Genomic DNA, 16,542 nt, shown 5'->3' with positions numbered 1-16,542 from the left:
ATTAAGATTTCCAGGTCTTTTTTTATTGTGGGTACCACATTAGAGATTCGTCTGCTAAATCACGTTCAATATCGTAATCGTGCCCTTGAAAGTTATGTTTTTCGAAGAACTTTCTAGAGTTTTCAAAACGACTAATTGCTTTAATTGGTAAATTAAAAGACTTAGCGTAGTCAATCATAGCACTTCCAAAACCACGACCCTGGTATTTTTCAAGCACCTCTAATTTCCAAATTACCAGGTAGTCACTCGTATCTTCATCTATTGGATGATTAGTATCTTCACGGCGATATAAACACATACGCGCTGCTAGCTCATCACCCTGGTAAATACCGTAGAATGGTGAGTCGATATTCGCGTCGATTACATTAGCTTCAAGCTCATTCATCATATGTAATTCCTGAGAACCATATTCTCTAAATTTCTTAAACTCTTCCGCTGTTTTGTAGTTGATTGCTAAATTATTTACTTTTACCATTTTTAAAACGCCCCTTTTCTCTTAAGTATATTCATAATTCTTAAGCCGTTCAATTGTTTTATATTTAAATAAATTTTATACTTTTAATAACGATATGTTGAGGAGAAATATATATGCGATTTGAGACTGTAGATCAAGCTGTAAAAGCAGCTGGTAATAAAGACAAGAAACAATTTTATAGTAGTTTATCGTACAATAAAAATGATATAGATACCATTTTTGATAGCCCCAACCATGCACACACAGAAGCACTAGCTGATCTTATTGAAGCCGATATGGCACAGTACGGTTTAAGCGATGCTCAAAGGGGTAACCTAAAGCGCCTTAGAGAAGGCAGAAAAGTTGTTATCGGTGGTCAACAGGCTGGTTTATTTATGAGTCCATCATATATCATACATAAAATTATTTCACTCTTAATTGTAACTAATGAGTTAAACACAGTGCATAACAAAGAAGCTGTACCCGTTTTTTGGGTTGCTGGTGAAGACCATGATTTTGAAGAAGTGAATCATACTTTTGTTTACGACAGTTACTACAGAAGACGGGTTAAAATTTCCTATAAACCAAACTTGAGTGTACCGATGAGTGTGGGTTTCTATGAGTATGATAAGAATGCGATGAAGGAAAGTTTGAATAAACTAGTGGCTTACCTAGGTGATTCGACTTATGTAACTGAATTAAAAGAGTCGGTCAGTCATCAAATAGAGCGATGTACAAGCTGGACTGAACTTTTTCATTCACTGGTACATGAAACCTTTAAATCGCATGGACTTATCATTTTTAATTCACATCTAAAAGCAGTAAGAGAATTGGAGAAACCGATTCTTAAAAAGATGTTTAAAAATCATCAAGCGATAGATTTAGCATTTAAAGATGGGCAGAAGCAGTATAATTTAGCAATGAAAATGGCGCCGGTTATTGATACAGAAACGACAGTTCATTTGTTTGGTAATGCAGATACTGAACGTGAATTACTTCTCTATAAAGACGGGTCTTATCACTTAGGTGGTGAGACGTATAGCCATGATGAGGTACTCGCTTTAATCGAAGAGAAACCTGAAAGTTTTTCCAACAATGTCGTCACTCGACCACTAATGCAAGAAGCATTGTTTAATACTGCTGTGTTTTTAGGCGGGGGAGCAGAGGTTAAGTACTGGGGTGAAATTCACAAAACCTTTGAGGTCATGGATTTACAGATGCCCATAGTTCTAAAACGTATGGAATTTGTTTACCAGGATGAACGGATTCAAAAGTTACTAAATAAGTATGAACTCAACTTTGACGATGCACTCGTTCAGAACATCAATGAATTAAAACGTACTTTAATTGATAATCACACTGATGAAGCACTTTTAAAAGAGGTAGATCATATTAAAGAAACGATAGACGAAGCTTTTGAAGTCTTATACAAAAAGAAGGATGAGTATTTCAATAGTCAGTTAATCGACAGCAATAAGAAACAACATCAACTACAGCTGGATTACTTAAAGAACAGATATAATATTGAAATTAAACGTTCATTAAGGCAAGATCTCCACAATCTTGAAGAATTGAGTGAAAAATTATTCCCAAATGGTGTGCTTCAAGAACGTATCTACCACCCATGGCAATTATCTGCTGAATTATGGGATTACTCCCCACTTTCTTACACGGAAAATTTAGTCATAATAAAAAAATAAAAAGGCTCTATATCAAGCGATTTCCTTTAATAAGGGAATCGCTTTTTAATTTTGCAATATTTTTTTGGATTCTTTTTTATAAATTGTGGAGGATTGTGGGGAGATGTGGTAAATTAAATGTATAGCGGGGTGAGATATATGTTCATGGGTGAATATAAACATAATTTGGATACTAAGGGACGCATCATTGTGCCGAGTAAATTCAGAGATTTGCTCAGTGAACAATTCGTCATTACCCGCGGTTTGGACCGTTGTCTTTTCGCATATACGATGGATGAATGGAGCCGAATCGAAGAAAAACTAAAAACTCTACCACTCACTAAAAAAGACGCTAGAAAATTTACGAGATTATTCTTCTCAGGTGCCACAAACGTAGAAATCGATAAGCAAGGACGTATTAATATACCGCAGAATCTAAGAGACTATGCTGGTCTTTCGAAGGATTGCACGGTTATTGGCGTATCGAGTCGCATTGAAATTTGGGACACGGAATCTTGGGAAGATTTTTATACAGAATCTGAAGATAACTTTGAAGAAATAGCAGAAGACTTAATCGATTTTGACCTTTAGGATGTGACACTTTGTTTAATCATACTTCAGTTTTACTAAAAGAAACGGTCGACGGTTTAAATATTAAACCGGACGGTATATATGTGGATGCCACACTTGGTGGGGGCGGACATACTGCTTATCTTATGTCCCAACTGGACACTGGACACATTTATGCTTTTGACCAAGACATTACAGCAATTGAAAATGCGAGTAAGAAATTTGAAGGGTCAAACAAGGTGACTTTAATACACACAAACTTTGAAAATCTAACTTCAGCACTAAAGGAATATGGTGTCACAACGGTCGATGGTATTTTGTACGATCTAGGCGTATCTAGTCCACAACTTGATGTCACAGAACGTGGCTTTAGCCATTCAAAAACAGCACGTTTAGATATGCGGATGGATCAATCACAAGACCTCGATGCCTATGAAATTGTCAATCACTATTCTTACCAAGAATTAGTCAGCATATTCTTTCGCTATGGTGAAGAAAAGTTTTCAAAAAAAATTGCTAGAGAAATAGAACGCCTTAGAGAGATTCAACCTATAGAAACAACGACAGAATTATCAGAGATTATAAAATCTCAAATTCCAGCGAAGTTTAGACGAACAGGCGGGCACCCAGCAAAAAGAATATTCCAAGCTTTAAGAATTGCTGTCAATGATGAACTTGGAGTATTTGAACGTTCTCTTGAACAGGCGATTGACTTATTAAAAAAAGGCGGACGTGTCTCGGTAATAACCTTCCACTCATTGGAAGATAGAATTTGTAAACAAATGTTTGTCGAATATGAAAAAGGCCCAGAACTTCCAAAGAATATGCCGATTATTCCTGAAGGATACGTGCCTTCCTTAAAAAGAGTGAATAGAAAGCCGATTACTGCACAAGGTGAAGGTTTAGAAAATAATCCACGCGCACGCAGTGCAAAACTTCGGATTGCTGAGAAACAAGTATAGGAAGTGTTGACATGGTAGTAGAAAGATATACTGAAGTCCATCCATCCCCTAAGACGACCAGACGCCAGGAGAGCCGAACACATATAAGAAAAAAGGCTAAAGTCGTCGGCATAAAACGATTTGAAATGGCAGTATACATAACGCTAGTTGTTCTGATTGCAGCAGCCTCAGTGTATGTGCTATCTTTAAAAATGGAAGCTCACAACTACCAAAATGAAAAATCATCAATAGAACAATCCATCTCTGTAAAAGATGGTGAAATTAGTGAATTACAAACTGAAGTCACTTATCTTGCTTCCTACGATCGCATATATGAAAAAGCTCAAGAATTGGGCTTAGATCTGAACAATAGCAATGTAAAGGTTGTAGAAAAGTATGGTCAAGAATAAAAGAAAAATCAGCCTGAAGAATATAAAGACCACACCTGGTGCACTCCTGATATATATCGGTATAGGAGTGCTTTTTCTATTGATAATCGGTCAATTTATTAGATTGATGGTGTTTCAAACAATAGATGACGAAGACCTAATCGCACGCGGTGAGGATAAGTATGCTGTTTCTTCAGTCACTGAAGCAGAGAGAGGGGATATTACAGACCGCTCAGGTAATGTCCTTGCGTCAGACATGGAAGCTTATAGACTAGTGTTGATAACGGATGATAATTATCCAAACCATGTATCTAACCCAGAAGAGACAGCATCACTTGTCGCAGAAGTCATAGATACGGAAAAAGAAGAAATACAAGAGCAAATTGAAAAGAGTGTAAAAGAAGGACGATTCCAAATGGAACTTGGACAAGCCGGGCGAAATATTTCTTACAATGATAAGAAGTTTCTAGAGGAGTCTGAAGCAACGGGTCTTGTCTTTGAACCAGAAACAAGAAGGTTTTACCCGAATGGTCAATTTGCTTCTCATTTAATTGGCATGGCGGAATTAAATGAAGAGACGAACGAACTACAAGGTCAGCTAGGTATAGAAAAAATTTACGATGACCTACTAGCTGGAGAAGATGGATCGATTGACTATAACCAAGATGTTTGGGGTTCTATAGTGCCAAATTCTGATAATGTTCAACCGCCGGTTAATGGTAATGACGTTAAATTAACAATTGACTCAAACATTCAACTTTACCTAGAAGATTCATTAAATGATATGGAAGAACACTTTAAACCTGAAGAATTAATGGCAGTTGTCGCTGACGCAGACACTGGTGAAATTTTAGCAAGTGGTCAAAGACCGTCATTTAACCCTGAAACGAGAGAAGGCTTTGGTAACTCTTGGTTGAACATGCTCTATGAATATTCATTCGAACCTGGTTCAACATTTAAAGTATTTGGTTTGGCTGCCGCTATTGAAGAGGGCGTCTATGATCCCAATGAAGTTTATACATCCGGTTCTATGGATGTAATGGGTTCAACTATTTACGACTGGGAAACAAGTGGATGGGGAGACATTACATACAACGAGGGAATGCAGTACTCATCAAACGTATTAATGATGATTTTACAAAATAAAGTTGGCGCCGATAAAATGTTGGAATATTATCAAAAATTTGGCTTTGGTCAAACGACAGGTTCTGAGTTACCAACAGAATCTCCTGGTCAACTTGCATGGGATAATGAACTTCAACAAAAGACCACATCTTTCGGACAAACTTCAACGGTGACTCCAATACAAATGATTCAAGGTATGACTGCTTTATTAAATGAAGGTCAGATGAAGAAACCTTATGTTGTTGACGAGATAACTGATGAAGATGGCGAAGTGGTTTATGATGGCAAGGAAGAAAATGTGAGACAAGTGATTTCCAAAGAAGCTGCGAATAAAACAGTTGAAGAAATGAATACTTTAATCGATGGGTCCTTAGATCATAACTCACAGTACAAATTAGATGATTACGAAGTGACAGGTAAATCAGGTACGGCTCAGGTATATGATCCAGAAACTGGTGGCTACTTAGACGGAGATTATGAATTTTTCACCTCCTTCCTTGGTTACGCGCCAAAGGATGACCCTGAGGTGATCATCTATTATGGTATTAAGCTAGCGAGTGAAAATAAAAGCGAAACTTGGGACAACGGTGTTGCAAGAGGATTTAATCCACTTATGGAAAGAACTTTAAAATATTTAGAAGTATCAAATGCTGATGTATCGGAAGAGCACAGTGTCATTGAAATCGGTGATTATACAGGTAGTGAAATCGATACTCTAGAAGAAGAATTAAATGATACAATTGAAGTAAAAATAGTCGGTGAAGGCACTGAGATTACTGACCAGTATCCTAAGGATGACACACTATTACCATATGACACTTTATTTATTAAAACAGACGGTGAAGCTACTGTTCCGGATATGTCCGGTATGTCTAAGAGAGAAGTATTACTACTTGGTGACTTTATGGGAATCGATGTCTCGGTAAGTGGAGAAGGATATTCCAATGAACAGTCTGTAGAACCAGGAACAGTCATAACTGAGGATACTGCAATAGAAGTAACTCTATCGTCAAATGACCCGAATGATTAAGGAGGACCTATGAATTATATATTTCTTATAGCAGCTTTTGTATTGACTGCTATACTCATCCCATTGTTAATTCCCTTATTAAAAAGAATGAAGTTTGGGCAAACGATACGTGAAGAAGGACCAGAGAGTCACCTGGTTAAAACGGGCACACCGACAATGGGTGGTCTATCATTTATTTCAGTGACTGTAGTACTTTCAATTATTGGGCTTTTCTTTGTAGATGATGTCTACAAATTACTTGTCTTGATTATTGTTACTTTGGGATTTGGTTTAATTGGTTTTGTTGATGACTATATCATTGTAGTTAAGAAGAACAATGCAGGCCTATCCTCTAAGCAAAAATTTATTTTCCAAATTCTTGTTGCGATAATAATTTACATTATAATGATTAACTGGATTCCTGATATTGATGCTGGCATAAGAATTCCAGGAACAGATTTCTTAATCCCACTCGGAGTATTTTTCGTTGTGTGGATTGTCTTCTGGCTAGTTGGTTTCTCAAATGCTGTTAATTTAACTGATGGTTTGGATGGTTTATCGACAGGTACATCCATTATCGCCTTTGGTTCATTCTTGGTCATTAGTTTAATTTTAGGTGAAATGGAAATTGCCCTGTTCCTATTTATATTAATCGGTGGATTAATTGGCTTCCTAATCTACAATAAGTACCCTGCCAAATTGTTCATGGGTGACACAGGGTCATTAGCACTCGGTGGGATTATAGCTATCGTATCAATCATGTTGAATAACAGTCTCTTGTTACTTTTAATTGGCCTAGTGTTTGTCATTGAAACACTGAGTGTCATGATGCAAGTGACATCCTATAAACTGACTGGTAAGAGAATCTTCAAAATGACACCGATCCATCATCATTTTGAATTATCGGGATGGAACGAATGGAAGATTGTTATTGTGTTTTGGTCATTTGGGCTAATTTGTGGTGTTATCGGTGTTATTTTAGGAGTGATGTAAGGTGAAAGATTATAAAGGTTTTGAAAATAAAAGTGTCGTTGTCCTAGGTTACGGTAAAAGTGGTAAGAGCGCTGTTAATGCTCTGGTTACTTTAGGTGCCAATGTAACACTGACTACAAATGAAGTTTTTTCTGATGAAGAGAGCGAACAAAAACTGAATGGATGGGGTGTAGAAATTGTAGATGGGCACCACCCCATACATCTATTAAATGATGCTGATCTCATCGTTAAAAACCCAGGTATACCCTACTCAATTCCATTTTTAGTAGAAGCGACAGAGAGAAATATACCGATTGTTACAGAAGTTGAAATTGCGCATCTGTTAAGTGAAGCACCAATCTACGCCTTAACAGGTACGAATGGTAAGACAACTTGTACTCATCTTTTGGGTGAGATGCTTGAAAACGGCGGCTCTCATCCAATTCTGTGTGGTAACATAGGCTATCCAGCAACAGATGCTGCCATGGAAGCAACACCAGATGATACTTTAGTAATGGAACTATCATCATTTCAGCTCCTCGGGACAGAAACGTTCCGACCTAATATCGCAGTGATTACAAATATTTATGAGGCCCATTTAGATTATCATGGTTCAAAAGAAGAATATAAAAAAGCTAAACTTAGAATATTTGAAAACATGACAGCAGATGATCTATTAATCTTTAACAACAACCAAAAAGAATTACTCGAAGGCCAAGATATTTCCTGTCAGGTTCAATACTTTGATATTAAAAACAAGGCAGATGCATACTCAGATGGTGAGTATTTAATTGTACACGATGAGAAAATCTTGCCTATAGACGAATTGGTGTTAAAAGGGAATCACAATATTGAAAATATACTCGCTACCTTGCTGGTTGCAAAAGCACATGGTGTGAGTGATGAGGCAATTATTAAAACCTTGCAAACCTTTGGTGGTATACCACATCGTCTTGAGCGTTTAGGAACGGTCAACGATGTCACGTATTATAATGATTCAAAAGCGACCAATAACTTAGCGACTTCCTTTGCACTCCAAAGCTTTACAACACCAGTGATATGGATTGCAGGTGGATTAGACCGTGGACAATCACTGGAGGATTTAACGCCTTTTACGACTCATGTTAAAGAAATTATCACCTTCGGTGAGACTCAAAGAAAATTTGTTGAACTTGCCAATGAACTAGGTATTCAGGTAGAAACAACAATCAATCCAAATTCAGCAATCGCCTTAGCACAAGCACATGCTGTAGCTGGAGATACTGTACTATTCTCACCAGCTTGTGCAAGTTGGGATCAATATAAGGATTATGAAAGAAGAGGCGATCACTTCAAAGAAGGCTTTAGCCAATTAAGATGATAGGGGGATAGCCGATGTCAGAGAAAGACAACAATGTTGATGATATAAAAGAAAAACTGAAGAAAAAACGTCAAAACACCGAGTACACCGGCTATACCCCGAGGTCATTAAGAAATAAGGATAAGTCTGGTGAAGAAAACAAAGATGTTGAAGTTAAAGTCCCAAAAGATAGTGGGTTAAAAAAAGAGGCTAAAGCGAATCAGTCAGAGAAAGACATAAAATCAACACCGTCTGATGACTTGAAAGTCGAACACTATAAAGATTTTGACAATGATGAGAATGCAAAATCACCGGATACAAAAGAAAAAAGTAATGCTAAAGATCAAGAGAAAAAAACTAAGAAAAAAGAGAAGACGAACAAGATTAAGTCTGACAAGAAAGATAAACCTCCGAGAGAGAAGTTTCAGTTTAAAAGAGTGCATGCTTATATCATTGGTATTGTGGTCTTGGTAATTCTCTTAGGGACTTTGTTATGGTATGTCTTTTCAAGTGCAAGTGATGTAAAAGAAATTACCTTCACTGGTAATAGTATTGTTTCTGAAAGTGAGCTTGAGGAAAGAATTGGTTTTCAAGAAGGTGATAAGATGTTCAGTATCTCATTAGGTAAGGCAAGTGAGAACATCGAACTATTGCCTGTTATTAAAGAAGTCAATGCTAGTCGCGATTGGCCGAACGGCGTTACCATTGATATCGAAGAATATAAAGCAGTGGCCTATATAAATAGTGAAGATCTTTATTTCCCAGTACTTGAAAACAGTAGAATTCAAAGAGGATATCCAAGTGCACCAAGAAATGCCCCCATCATTTACAACTTTGAAGGTGAAGAATTTGATGCTTTAGTAGAGGCATTGAATAATATAGAAGGCGATATTCTAGAAAATATTTCAGAAATTTACTTTAGACCGACAGATAATTCAAGAAGACGGATTCATGTCTTTATGAATGACGGCCAGGAAATTGTTGCTGATTATGAGACCTTTAGTGAAAAGATGAACTACTATATTGGAATTCGTCAAGAAATTGGTGAAGATGCTGAGGGCATTATTGATATGGAGGTCGGTACTAGCTTCTTACCTTACGATAGTGCGGATGCTAGAGAAATAAAAGAAAATATTTATAATGAACCGACAAGTGCAACTTACATTGAAGACATTAATGAATCACTTAATGGCGTACGTGATACACTTTCTGGAATGGACCAAGAAGAAGAATCAGAAACTGCTGAAGAAGCTGAAACAGAATCTTCTGAAGGTGAAGAATCAGCAGAATAATGGATAAAAGTAAACAAATTTTTTGAAATAGTTCACATTAATCAGAGTATAATGTAAACTAGTATTAGTATTATGAAAATGGCTGTGTAGGAGGCAATAAGGTGAAGGAACATTATTATGTTGCCCTTGATATCGGCTCATCCAGTGTCAAAGTAGTTGTCGGAGAAAAATTTCACAATGGTGTGAATGTAATCGGTACCGGCCAAACCTTCACTGATGGAGTTTCTAAAGGGATGATCAATGATTTTGATCAGGCTAAAAATGCAATTATTGATACAATTAAAAAAGCTAAAATTGCTTCTGGTATAGATATCGATGAAGTATTTGTAAAAGTTCCAGTTGCTGATACACGTATCAGATTTACTGAAGATGTCATTCGATTTGGTGGACAGGCGACTGAAATAACCGGTGAACATATTGAAGAGTTACTTGAAAATGTACGTCAAAGTGGTTTTGAGAGTAATGAAGAGGTTGTCAGTGTTTACCCTGTTTCCTTTATCGTAGATAGTTTACATGAAGTAAGCGATCCAAAAGATATGGTTGTAGAGGAAAGCCTAGCTGTAAAAGCAGGCGTGGTTACAGCAAATCGTTCATTATTAATCAATCTTGTGAAATGTGTAGAAGCAGCTGGACTGACGATTTTAGATGTTTATTCAGATGCTCTAAACTATCAACACATATTAACTGATGCAGAAATTGAGCTCGGCGCGGTTGTTATTGATATTGGAATGGATCTCACACAATTTGCTTACTATGAACGAGGCGCACTTAAATATGCAAATAGTGTAGCGCTCGGCGGTAGAGATATTACCTTAGATATTGTCGATGAGTTTAACACTTCATATGATGAAGCGGACCAAGCAAAAGAACAATATGGTCACGCATTCTTTGATCACGCGAGTGATGATGAGAAAGTTACACTCAGTCAGTCTGACTCAGATCAACCACTTCAAGTGACATCTAAAGACTTAGCTGATGTAATTGAGCTAGTGATTGAAGATGCCTTTATGAGCGTCTTTGAGAACATTGCAGCTAATGGCATTAACAAAGTTCAAGGTGGATTTGTAATCACTGGTGGTACGGCAAACATCAGAGGGGTTAAAGAGCTTGCTCAAGATTTGGTTGCTGAAAAAGTAAGAATTCATATACCAAATCAAATGGGTGCTAGAAAACCCGAATTTTCTAGTGCGATATCAACTTTATCGAGCGGAATTATGTTTGATGAGTTGCTGGATTATGTTACAATTGATAATTATGATGACTATCCTGAAGCATCATCGGATAATGAAGAAAATGAAGTACAGGAAGAGCAGTCAACGAACTTCTTTACTAGCCTTTTCAATAAGCGTAAAGAAGAGAATGAACTGCAAGTCAATCGTGATGAAGAAGCAGCAGTTGAAGTAGAGCGTCAAAGAGACGAAGATGACTATGACTACCCTGAAGAAGAAAATTCTTACGATAGGGAAGATGATTACATCGCTGATGATGATTATGAAGATTACGAAGATGACCAAGAGGAATCAAGGCGATCTTCAGAGTCAAAAGAAGCCAAAGAAGAAGGCAATATTGGCGGTAAAATGAAAAAAATACTGAAAAACTTATTTGAGTAGAAGTACATTTGGGAGGAAAGATTAATGTTAGAATTTGAACAAGGTTTCAACCACATGGCAACGTTAAAAGTTATCGGTGTCGGCGGCGGCGGTAATAACGCTGTTAACCGTATGATCGATGATGGCATGTCCAATGTTGAATTCATTGCAATCAATACTGACGGACAAGCATTGAATTTATCTAAAGCTGAATCAAAAATCCAAATCGGGGATAAATTAACACGCGGACTTGGTGCCGGTGCAAATCCTGATATTGGTAAGAAAGCTGCTGAAGAATCACGTGAACAAATTGAAGACGCAATCCAAGGTGCGGATATGGTCTTCGTAACGGCAGGTATGGGCGGTGGAACAGGTACTGGTGCTGCACCAGTAGTTGCAAAAATCGCTAAAGAAATGGGTGCCTTAACAGTGGGTGTTGTAACTCGCCCATTCTCATTCGAAGGACGCAAGAGACAAACGCAAGCTGCTGCTGGTGTTGAACAAATGAAAGCTGCAGTCGATACGTTAATTGTCATCCCAAATGACCGTCTATTAGATATCGTTGATAAATCTACTCCAATGATGGAAGCATTTAAAGAAGCAGATAACGTTCTTCGTCAAGGTGTACAAGGTATTTCAGACCTTATCGCTGTAAGCGGGGAAGTCAACTTAGACTTTGCTGACGTTAAGACAATCATGCAAAACCAAGGTTCTGCATTGATGGGTATCGGTATTTCATCAGGAGAAAACCGTGCGGTAGAAGCTGCTAAAAAAGCAATTTCAAGTCCATTACTTGAAACTTCAATCGTTGGTGCACAAGGTGTCCTAATGAATATCACTGGTGGAGAATCACTATCACTCTTTGAAGCACAAGAAGCTGCAGACATCGTTCAAGATGCTGCTGACGAAGATGTAAATATGATTTTTGGTACAGTGATTAACCCAGAACTTGAAGATGAAGTGGTCATTACTGTAATTGCAACAGGATTTAATGAAAAATCAATTCAGCGTTCAAGTGAACGTCCTGAAGTATCTGAAAACAATACTCAAACACGTGGTGGAGGTTCAAACTTCAGTCAGGGTACTTCATACAATCAAAGAGACATCTTGGAAGAAGATACACTTTCACAATCTAACGATCGATTTGATGATAGAGGCAAAGATGAGCCAGATGTTCCAACTTTCTTAAAAGGTAATAGTTCTAGAAGAGAAAGACGCAGAAGATAAGCGAATTTTGATAGATTTTAAAGGAGATATTGGCAGCCCAATGTCTCCTTTCTTTATAGGTGGGGTTTACTGTGATTGATAATTTTTCTTTTAGACATTTCGATAATTTTGTTGGCTATGTAACTGACGAACTCACACTGGGTTATACAAAACGTGTGGATGGTTTCAGTGAATATCCTGAAAAAAGTTTTAATATGGCACTTTACATCGATGATGAAGAGAATAATGTCCACCGCCATCAGGATATATTAGGTGAAAAAATTGATTTCCCTGTAGAAAATTGGGTCTTACCTATTCAACGTCACGGCGGTAACATTAGAGAAGTTAAGTTAGTTGACCGAGGAACCAATATTAGATCACTCAGTGAGTCATTTTATGATGTAGACGGTGTCTATACTTATGATAGAGATGTTCTGTTAACGATGAACTATGCGGACTGTATTCCAGTCTATGTATGGAGTGAATTGGATGACTTTATTGGTTTAGCTCACGCGGGTTGGCGTGGGACACAAGCCCATATTACTAAAAAGCTAATCGAAGCTTATAAAGGTAATATAGAGAACCTTAGAGTTGTAATTGGTCCAGGTATTAACAAGGACCATTACGAAGTGGACGACAAAGTTATCGATGCACTTAGCCCCTTATCAACCGAGTCATATAGCCAGACATCTACAGGTTATTTATTAGATTTAAAAAGTGTGAATAGTGAACAAGCTCAGCATGCAGGAATTGATTCAAACCATATTCACGTGACTGATTTTGGCACAGAAGAAGCGGAATTTTTCTCCTATCGGTTAGAAAAAGGGAAAACTGGTCGTGCACTTGCTTTTATTGGAAGGAAGCGTAAAGATGATTAAGGAAAATTACGAACAGATTAGAAATGAAGTTGGCGATGGTGTGAATATCATTGCCGTGACGAAATATCATAGTGTAGAGGAAACACTTGAAGCTTATAATAGTGGGGTGCGTCATTTTGGTGAAAATAGGGTAGAGGGCTTTATAGAGAAAAGAAAAGCCTTACCTGAAGACGCTGAAGTTCATTTCATCGGTACGATGCAATCCAGAAAAGTTAAAGATGTGATTGAAAATTTAAACTATCTCCATTCACTTGAGAGAGAAAGTGTTGCAAAAAAAATTGAACAGGCAGCACATCATGTTGTAAACTGTTTTATACAGGTAAATGTGTCCGATGAATCTTCTAAGCACGGGATCGCACCTGAAGCTCTTGAGGATTTTTTAGAGACCCTACAAGCCTATGAGTATGTCAATGTCATCGGATTGATGACGATGGCGCCAGCAACAGAAGACCAAGCTGTAATTGATGATACATTTAAAGGTTTAAGAGACTTAAGAGATCAAGTTCAAGTTAAATATCCAACTGTCACTGAGTTGAGTATGGGTATGAGTAACGACTATCCTAGCGCTGTAAATTTTGGTGCGACTTTTATACGCATTGGGAGTAAAATAATGGGGAACTAGGTGATTATATGGCTATTACAAAGTTTATAAAGGACTTATTTGTCGTCGATGTTGAAGAAGAGGTACCAGTTCAAAAAGAACAATCTTCAGTATCGAAAGTTACTAATCTTAAGACTGATAAACAGAACAATAGTCGTCACAAAGCGGCGGCAGAGAAGAGAAAACCTGAAACCAAATCTAAGTTGATTGATGTCAAAGACAGCGATAAGAAAGAAAAAATGATTCAATCGAAAAGAAAGCAAAGTCATCAAGGAAAATTTGAAGATAGGTCACAATCGAACCGCGGGGAGAATCGTGCAATGTCAGCAAATAATCAAAGTACAAAAGTCTGCTTATTTGAACCAAGAGTGTTTGCAGAAACACAAGATATTGCAGACGAATTAAAAAGTAACCGAGCAGCACTTGTGAATTTAACGAAGATTGATAGTGTGGCTAAGAAGCGAATTGTGGACTTTCTAAGTGGTACGGTATATGCTTTGGAAGGTGATATTCAAAGAGTCGGCACTGATATCTTTTTATGTACACCAGACAGCTTTGGTGTTGAGGGAGAAATCTCCGACAAAGAAGCACTTTTCGATGAAATGTAAGGAGAATATATTTGGATAATTCATTACTAATACAAATACTTATTTATATCGTCCAGTTTTTTAATTTTGTTTGGCCGATATTCACCTGGGGACTTATTATTTATATATTATCCTCATGGTTTCCAGCTTTACGAGAGTCTGCATTTGGAGAATTTCTAGGTAAGGTCTATGAGCCACTCTTAGAACCATTTAGAAAACTTATTCCACCACTTGCTGGCATGATTGACCTATCTCCAATAATTTTAATTATCATTTTGAATTTATTCGGACGAGGCATGAATGAAATATTCCAAGTCATCTTTTCTTGGCTTGCTTAAGAGTGTAATAGAATGTAGGACTTGTACCCGCGCTTGTTTATAAATCTAAGCGCGGGTCATTATATTTAAGGTGTGATCTGATTGAAAGGCATAATGCAACATTTTAGAAAGGACGAGCATGAAATGCTCTCACTTTTAAATAGTAAATTTGAGACAGCTGACCGTAATTATTATGCTGTTATCACGGATTTTTTAAATCCGAGAGAAAGAAAGATGGTCGAGAGTTTGAGTGGCTCATTTCCTGATATAAAAGTAGATTATTACGGAGGGGGTAATAATGCGGAACGTGAAAGAATGCGCGCATTGTTATCACCAGAGTTTATAGAAATCACTTTAGACGACTTTGAAATTACGGTGTTTGAAGTATCCTATCCAGAAAAATTTGTAACCTTAAGTCATAGAAATATACTGGGTGCAGTGATGAATTTAGGATTGGATAGAGGGATTATTGGTGACATCATAGTTGGTGAAAAAATACAATTTGCAGTGTCATCACCATATAAGGACTTATTTATTAACGAGTTAACAAAAATAAAAAATGCACCAATATCTTTAAAAGATATTCCGCATCAGTCGTTTCAAGACAACAAGTTGTCTGTTAAACATGTATCTATAATGTCTAGTTCATATCGACTTGATGCTATCGTTTCACATGTTTTAAAAGAGGGAAGAGCAAAGTCTAAAGAAAGAGTACAAAAGGAAAAGGTGAAAGTGAATCATTCGATTGTCGATGAACCATCCTTTATAATAGAATCTGGTGACATCATATCAGTTAGAGGTTTCGGACGTTTTATAGTCTCTGAGCAACTCGCTGAAACTAAAAAAGGAAAGTATAAAGTTGATGTTAAGATTGTCACTGATAATTGAGGTGTAAAAATGAACAAAGAAGAAATTGTTAATAAAAAATTCACCACGGTCTACCGTGGACTTGATGAACAAGCTGTCAGACAACATTTATCAGAAATACAAAATTTAATAGAAAGTAAAGATGAACGTATCAGACAACTCGAAGAGATGTTAAATGATAGACAGGAAAATTTAAACAGCTTTAAGAGCGTTGAATCTTCAATAAATGAAGCGATCCTGAGCGCAACAAAAGCAGGTGATGATATTAAACTAAGAGCACAAAATCTTGGGGATAGTATCGTAGAAAAAGCACATAATGAAGCGGCTCAGATTAAAGAAAGAGCAGAACGTGAAGCAACTGAAGCAAGGTCTTATACTGATAACTTAAGAAGAGAAGCAAAAGTATTCCGAGCGCGATATAAAATGCTGATTCAAGCACAACTAGATTTGATCGAAACAGACGATTGGGAGCAAATGTTGAAACTTGATGATGAGAACCTTGACAAACAGTAAATTTACATTGACGAATGAAGAGAAATTTAGCATAATTAGTATGTATTATTAGACACGGAAAGTGTTCATAAGATGTTCAGCGAACGAGGGAAGGTGAGAGCCTCGACAAACAAGAACGCAGTCTATCACTAATGATTTATAATGAATATATATAAAGAGGACTCTAAGCAGTCAAAAAGGGTGGTACCGCGGTTATTCGTCCCTTGTTTTGCTT

At 37.2% G+C, this 16,542-nt stretch carries 16 protein-coding genes and 1 pseudogene; 16 read left to right on the top strand and 1 reads right to left on the bottom strand.

The features are described 5' to 3' along the window. Positions 1-22: 22 nt before the first annotated feature. Complete coding sequence (locus JEM45_RS04005) at positions 23-475, bottom strand: N-acetyltransferase (RefSeq protein WP_198687863.1); 453 nt, start codon at positions 473-475, stop codon at positions 23-25. A 113-nt stretch (positions 476-588) separates the two neighbouring features. Between JEM45_RS04005 and bshC the strand changes: the two genes are divergently transcribed. The 16 genes and pseudogenes from bshC to JEM45_RS03925 all read left to right on the top strand — a co-directional run bounded on the left by bshC (position 589) and on the right by JEM45_RS03925 (position 16,328). Next, entirely contained in the window at positions 589-2,154 is a 1,566-nt protein-coding gene (bshC, locus tag JEM45_RS04000) for a bacillithiol biosynthesis cysteine-adding enzyme BshC (RefSeq protein WP_198687862.1), read from the top strand. Positions 2,155-2,292: 138 nt separating this feature from the next. Next, a complete protein-coding gene (gene mraZ, locus JEM45_RS03995) occupies positions 2,293-2,724 on the top strand; it encodes a division/cell wall cluster transcriptional repressor MraZ (protein WP_026867528.1) in 432 nt (143 codons plus the stop codon). An 11-nt stretch (positions 2,725-2,735) separates the two neighbouring features. Further along, positions 2,736-3,665, top strand: a complete 930-nt coding sequence (gene rsmH, locus JEM45_RS03990; protein ID WP_026867529.1) for a 16S rRNA (cytosine(1402)-N(4))-methyltransferase RsmH — start codon at positions 2,736-2,738, stop codon at positions 3,663-3,665. A gap of 11 nt (positions 3,666-3,676) precedes the next feature. Beyond that, entirely contained in the window at positions 3,677-4,054 is a 378-nt protein-coding gene (gene ftsL, locus JEM45_RS03985; RefSeq protein WP_198687861.1) for a cell division protein FtsL, read from the top strand. Beyond that, positions 4,041-6,188, top strand: coding sequence for a penicillin-binding transpeptidase domain-containing protein (locus JEM45_RS03980; protein WP_026867531.1), 2,148 nt, complete (start codon positions 4,041-4,043; stop codon positions 6,186-6,188). The genes ftsL and JEM45_RS03980 overlap by 14 nt, the downstream gene beginning before the upstream one ends. Before the next feature lie 9 nt (positions 6,189-6,197). Then, positions 6,198-7,160, top strand: a complete 963-nt coding sequence (mraY, locus tag JEM45_RS03975; RefSeq protein WP_026867532.1) for a phospho-N-acetylmuramoyl-pentapeptide-transferase — start codon at positions 6,198-6,200, stop codon at positions 7,158-7,160. Position 7,161: 1 nt separating this feature from the next. Then, positions 7,162-8,499, top strand: coding sequence for a UDP-N-acetylmuramoyl-L-alanine--D-glutamate ligase (gene murD, locus JEM45_RS03970; protein WP_198687860.1), 1,338 nt, complete (start codon positions 7,162-7,164; stop codon positions 8,497-8,499). A gap of 14 nt (positions 8,500-8,513) precedes the next feature. Continuing rightward, positions 8,514-9,770, top strand: coding sequence for a cell division protein FtsQ/DivIB (locus JEM45_RS03965; protein WP_051220570.1), 1,257 nt, complete (start codon positions 8,514-8,516; stop codon positions 9,768-9,770). A gap of 101 nt (positions 9,771-9,871) precedes the next feature. Next, complete coding sequence (gene ftsA, locus JEM45_RS03960; RefSeq protein ID WP_166626480.1) at positions 9,872-11,380, top strand: cell division protein FtsA; 1,509 nt, start codon at positions 9,872-9,874, stop codon at positions 11,378-11,380. 24 nt (positions 11,381-11,404) lie between these two features. Continuing rightward, a pseudogene (ftsZ, locus tag JEM45_RS03955) lies at positions 11,405-12,358 on the top strand (cell division protein FtsZ); the annotation flags it as partial. Between the two features lie 299 nt (positions 12,359-12,657). Next, positions 12,658-13,443 (top strand): purine nucleoside phosphorylase YfiH/LACC1 family protein, encoded by a 786-nt coding sequence (locus JEM45_RS03950; RefSeq protein ID WP_235678918.1) that lies wholly within the window; start codon positions 12,658-12,660, stop codon positions 13,441-13,443. Then, on the top strand, positions 13,436-14,065 hold the full coding sequence (locus tag JEM45_RS03945) for a YggS family pyridoxal phosphate-dependent enzyme (protein WP_198687858.1): 630 nt from the start codon (positions 13,436-13,438) through the stop codon (positions 14,063-14,065). Before JEM45_RS03950 ends, JEM45_RS03945 begins: the two co-directional genes overlap by 8 nt. 8 nt (positions 14,066-14,073) lie before the next feature. Beyond that, positions 14,074-14,652: a cell division protein SepF gene (locus JEM45_RS03940; protein WP_026867538.1), complete on the top strand. Its 579-nt coding sequence runs from the start codon at positions 14,074-14,076 to the stop codon at positions 14,650-14,652. Positions 14,653-14,663: 11 nt separating this feature from the next. Further along, positions 14,664-14,969, top strand: a complete 306-nt coding sequence (locus JEM45_RS03935) for a YggT family protein (RefSeq protein ID WP_026867539.1) — start codon at positions 14,664-14,666, stop codon at positions 14,967-14,969. Positions 14,970-15,050: 81 nt separating this feature from the next. Further along, on the top strand, positions 15,051-15,836 hold the full coding sequence (locus JEM45_RS03930; RefSeq protein WP_198687857.1) for a YlmH family RNA-binding protein: 786 nt from the start codon (positions 15,051-15,053) through the stop codon (positions 15,834-15,836). Positions 15,837-15,845: 9 nt separating this feature from the next. Beyond that, entirely contained in the window at positions 15,846-16,328 is a 483-nt protein-coding gene (locus JEM45_RS03925) for a DivIVA domain-containing protein (RefSeq protein ID WP_198687856.1), read from the top strand. Positions 16,329-16,542: the final 214 nt, after the last annotated feature.

Origin of the sequence: Jeotgalicoccus sp. ATCC 8456 (assembly GCF_016313225.1) — a bacterium.
Lineage (GTDB): Bacteria > Bacillota > Bacilli > Staphylococcales > Salinicoccaceae > Jeotgalicoccus > Jeotgalicoccus marinus.
The sequence above is the reverse complement of the archived record's forward strand: the minus strand, read 5'-3'. Positions and strand labels throughout refer to the sequence as shown.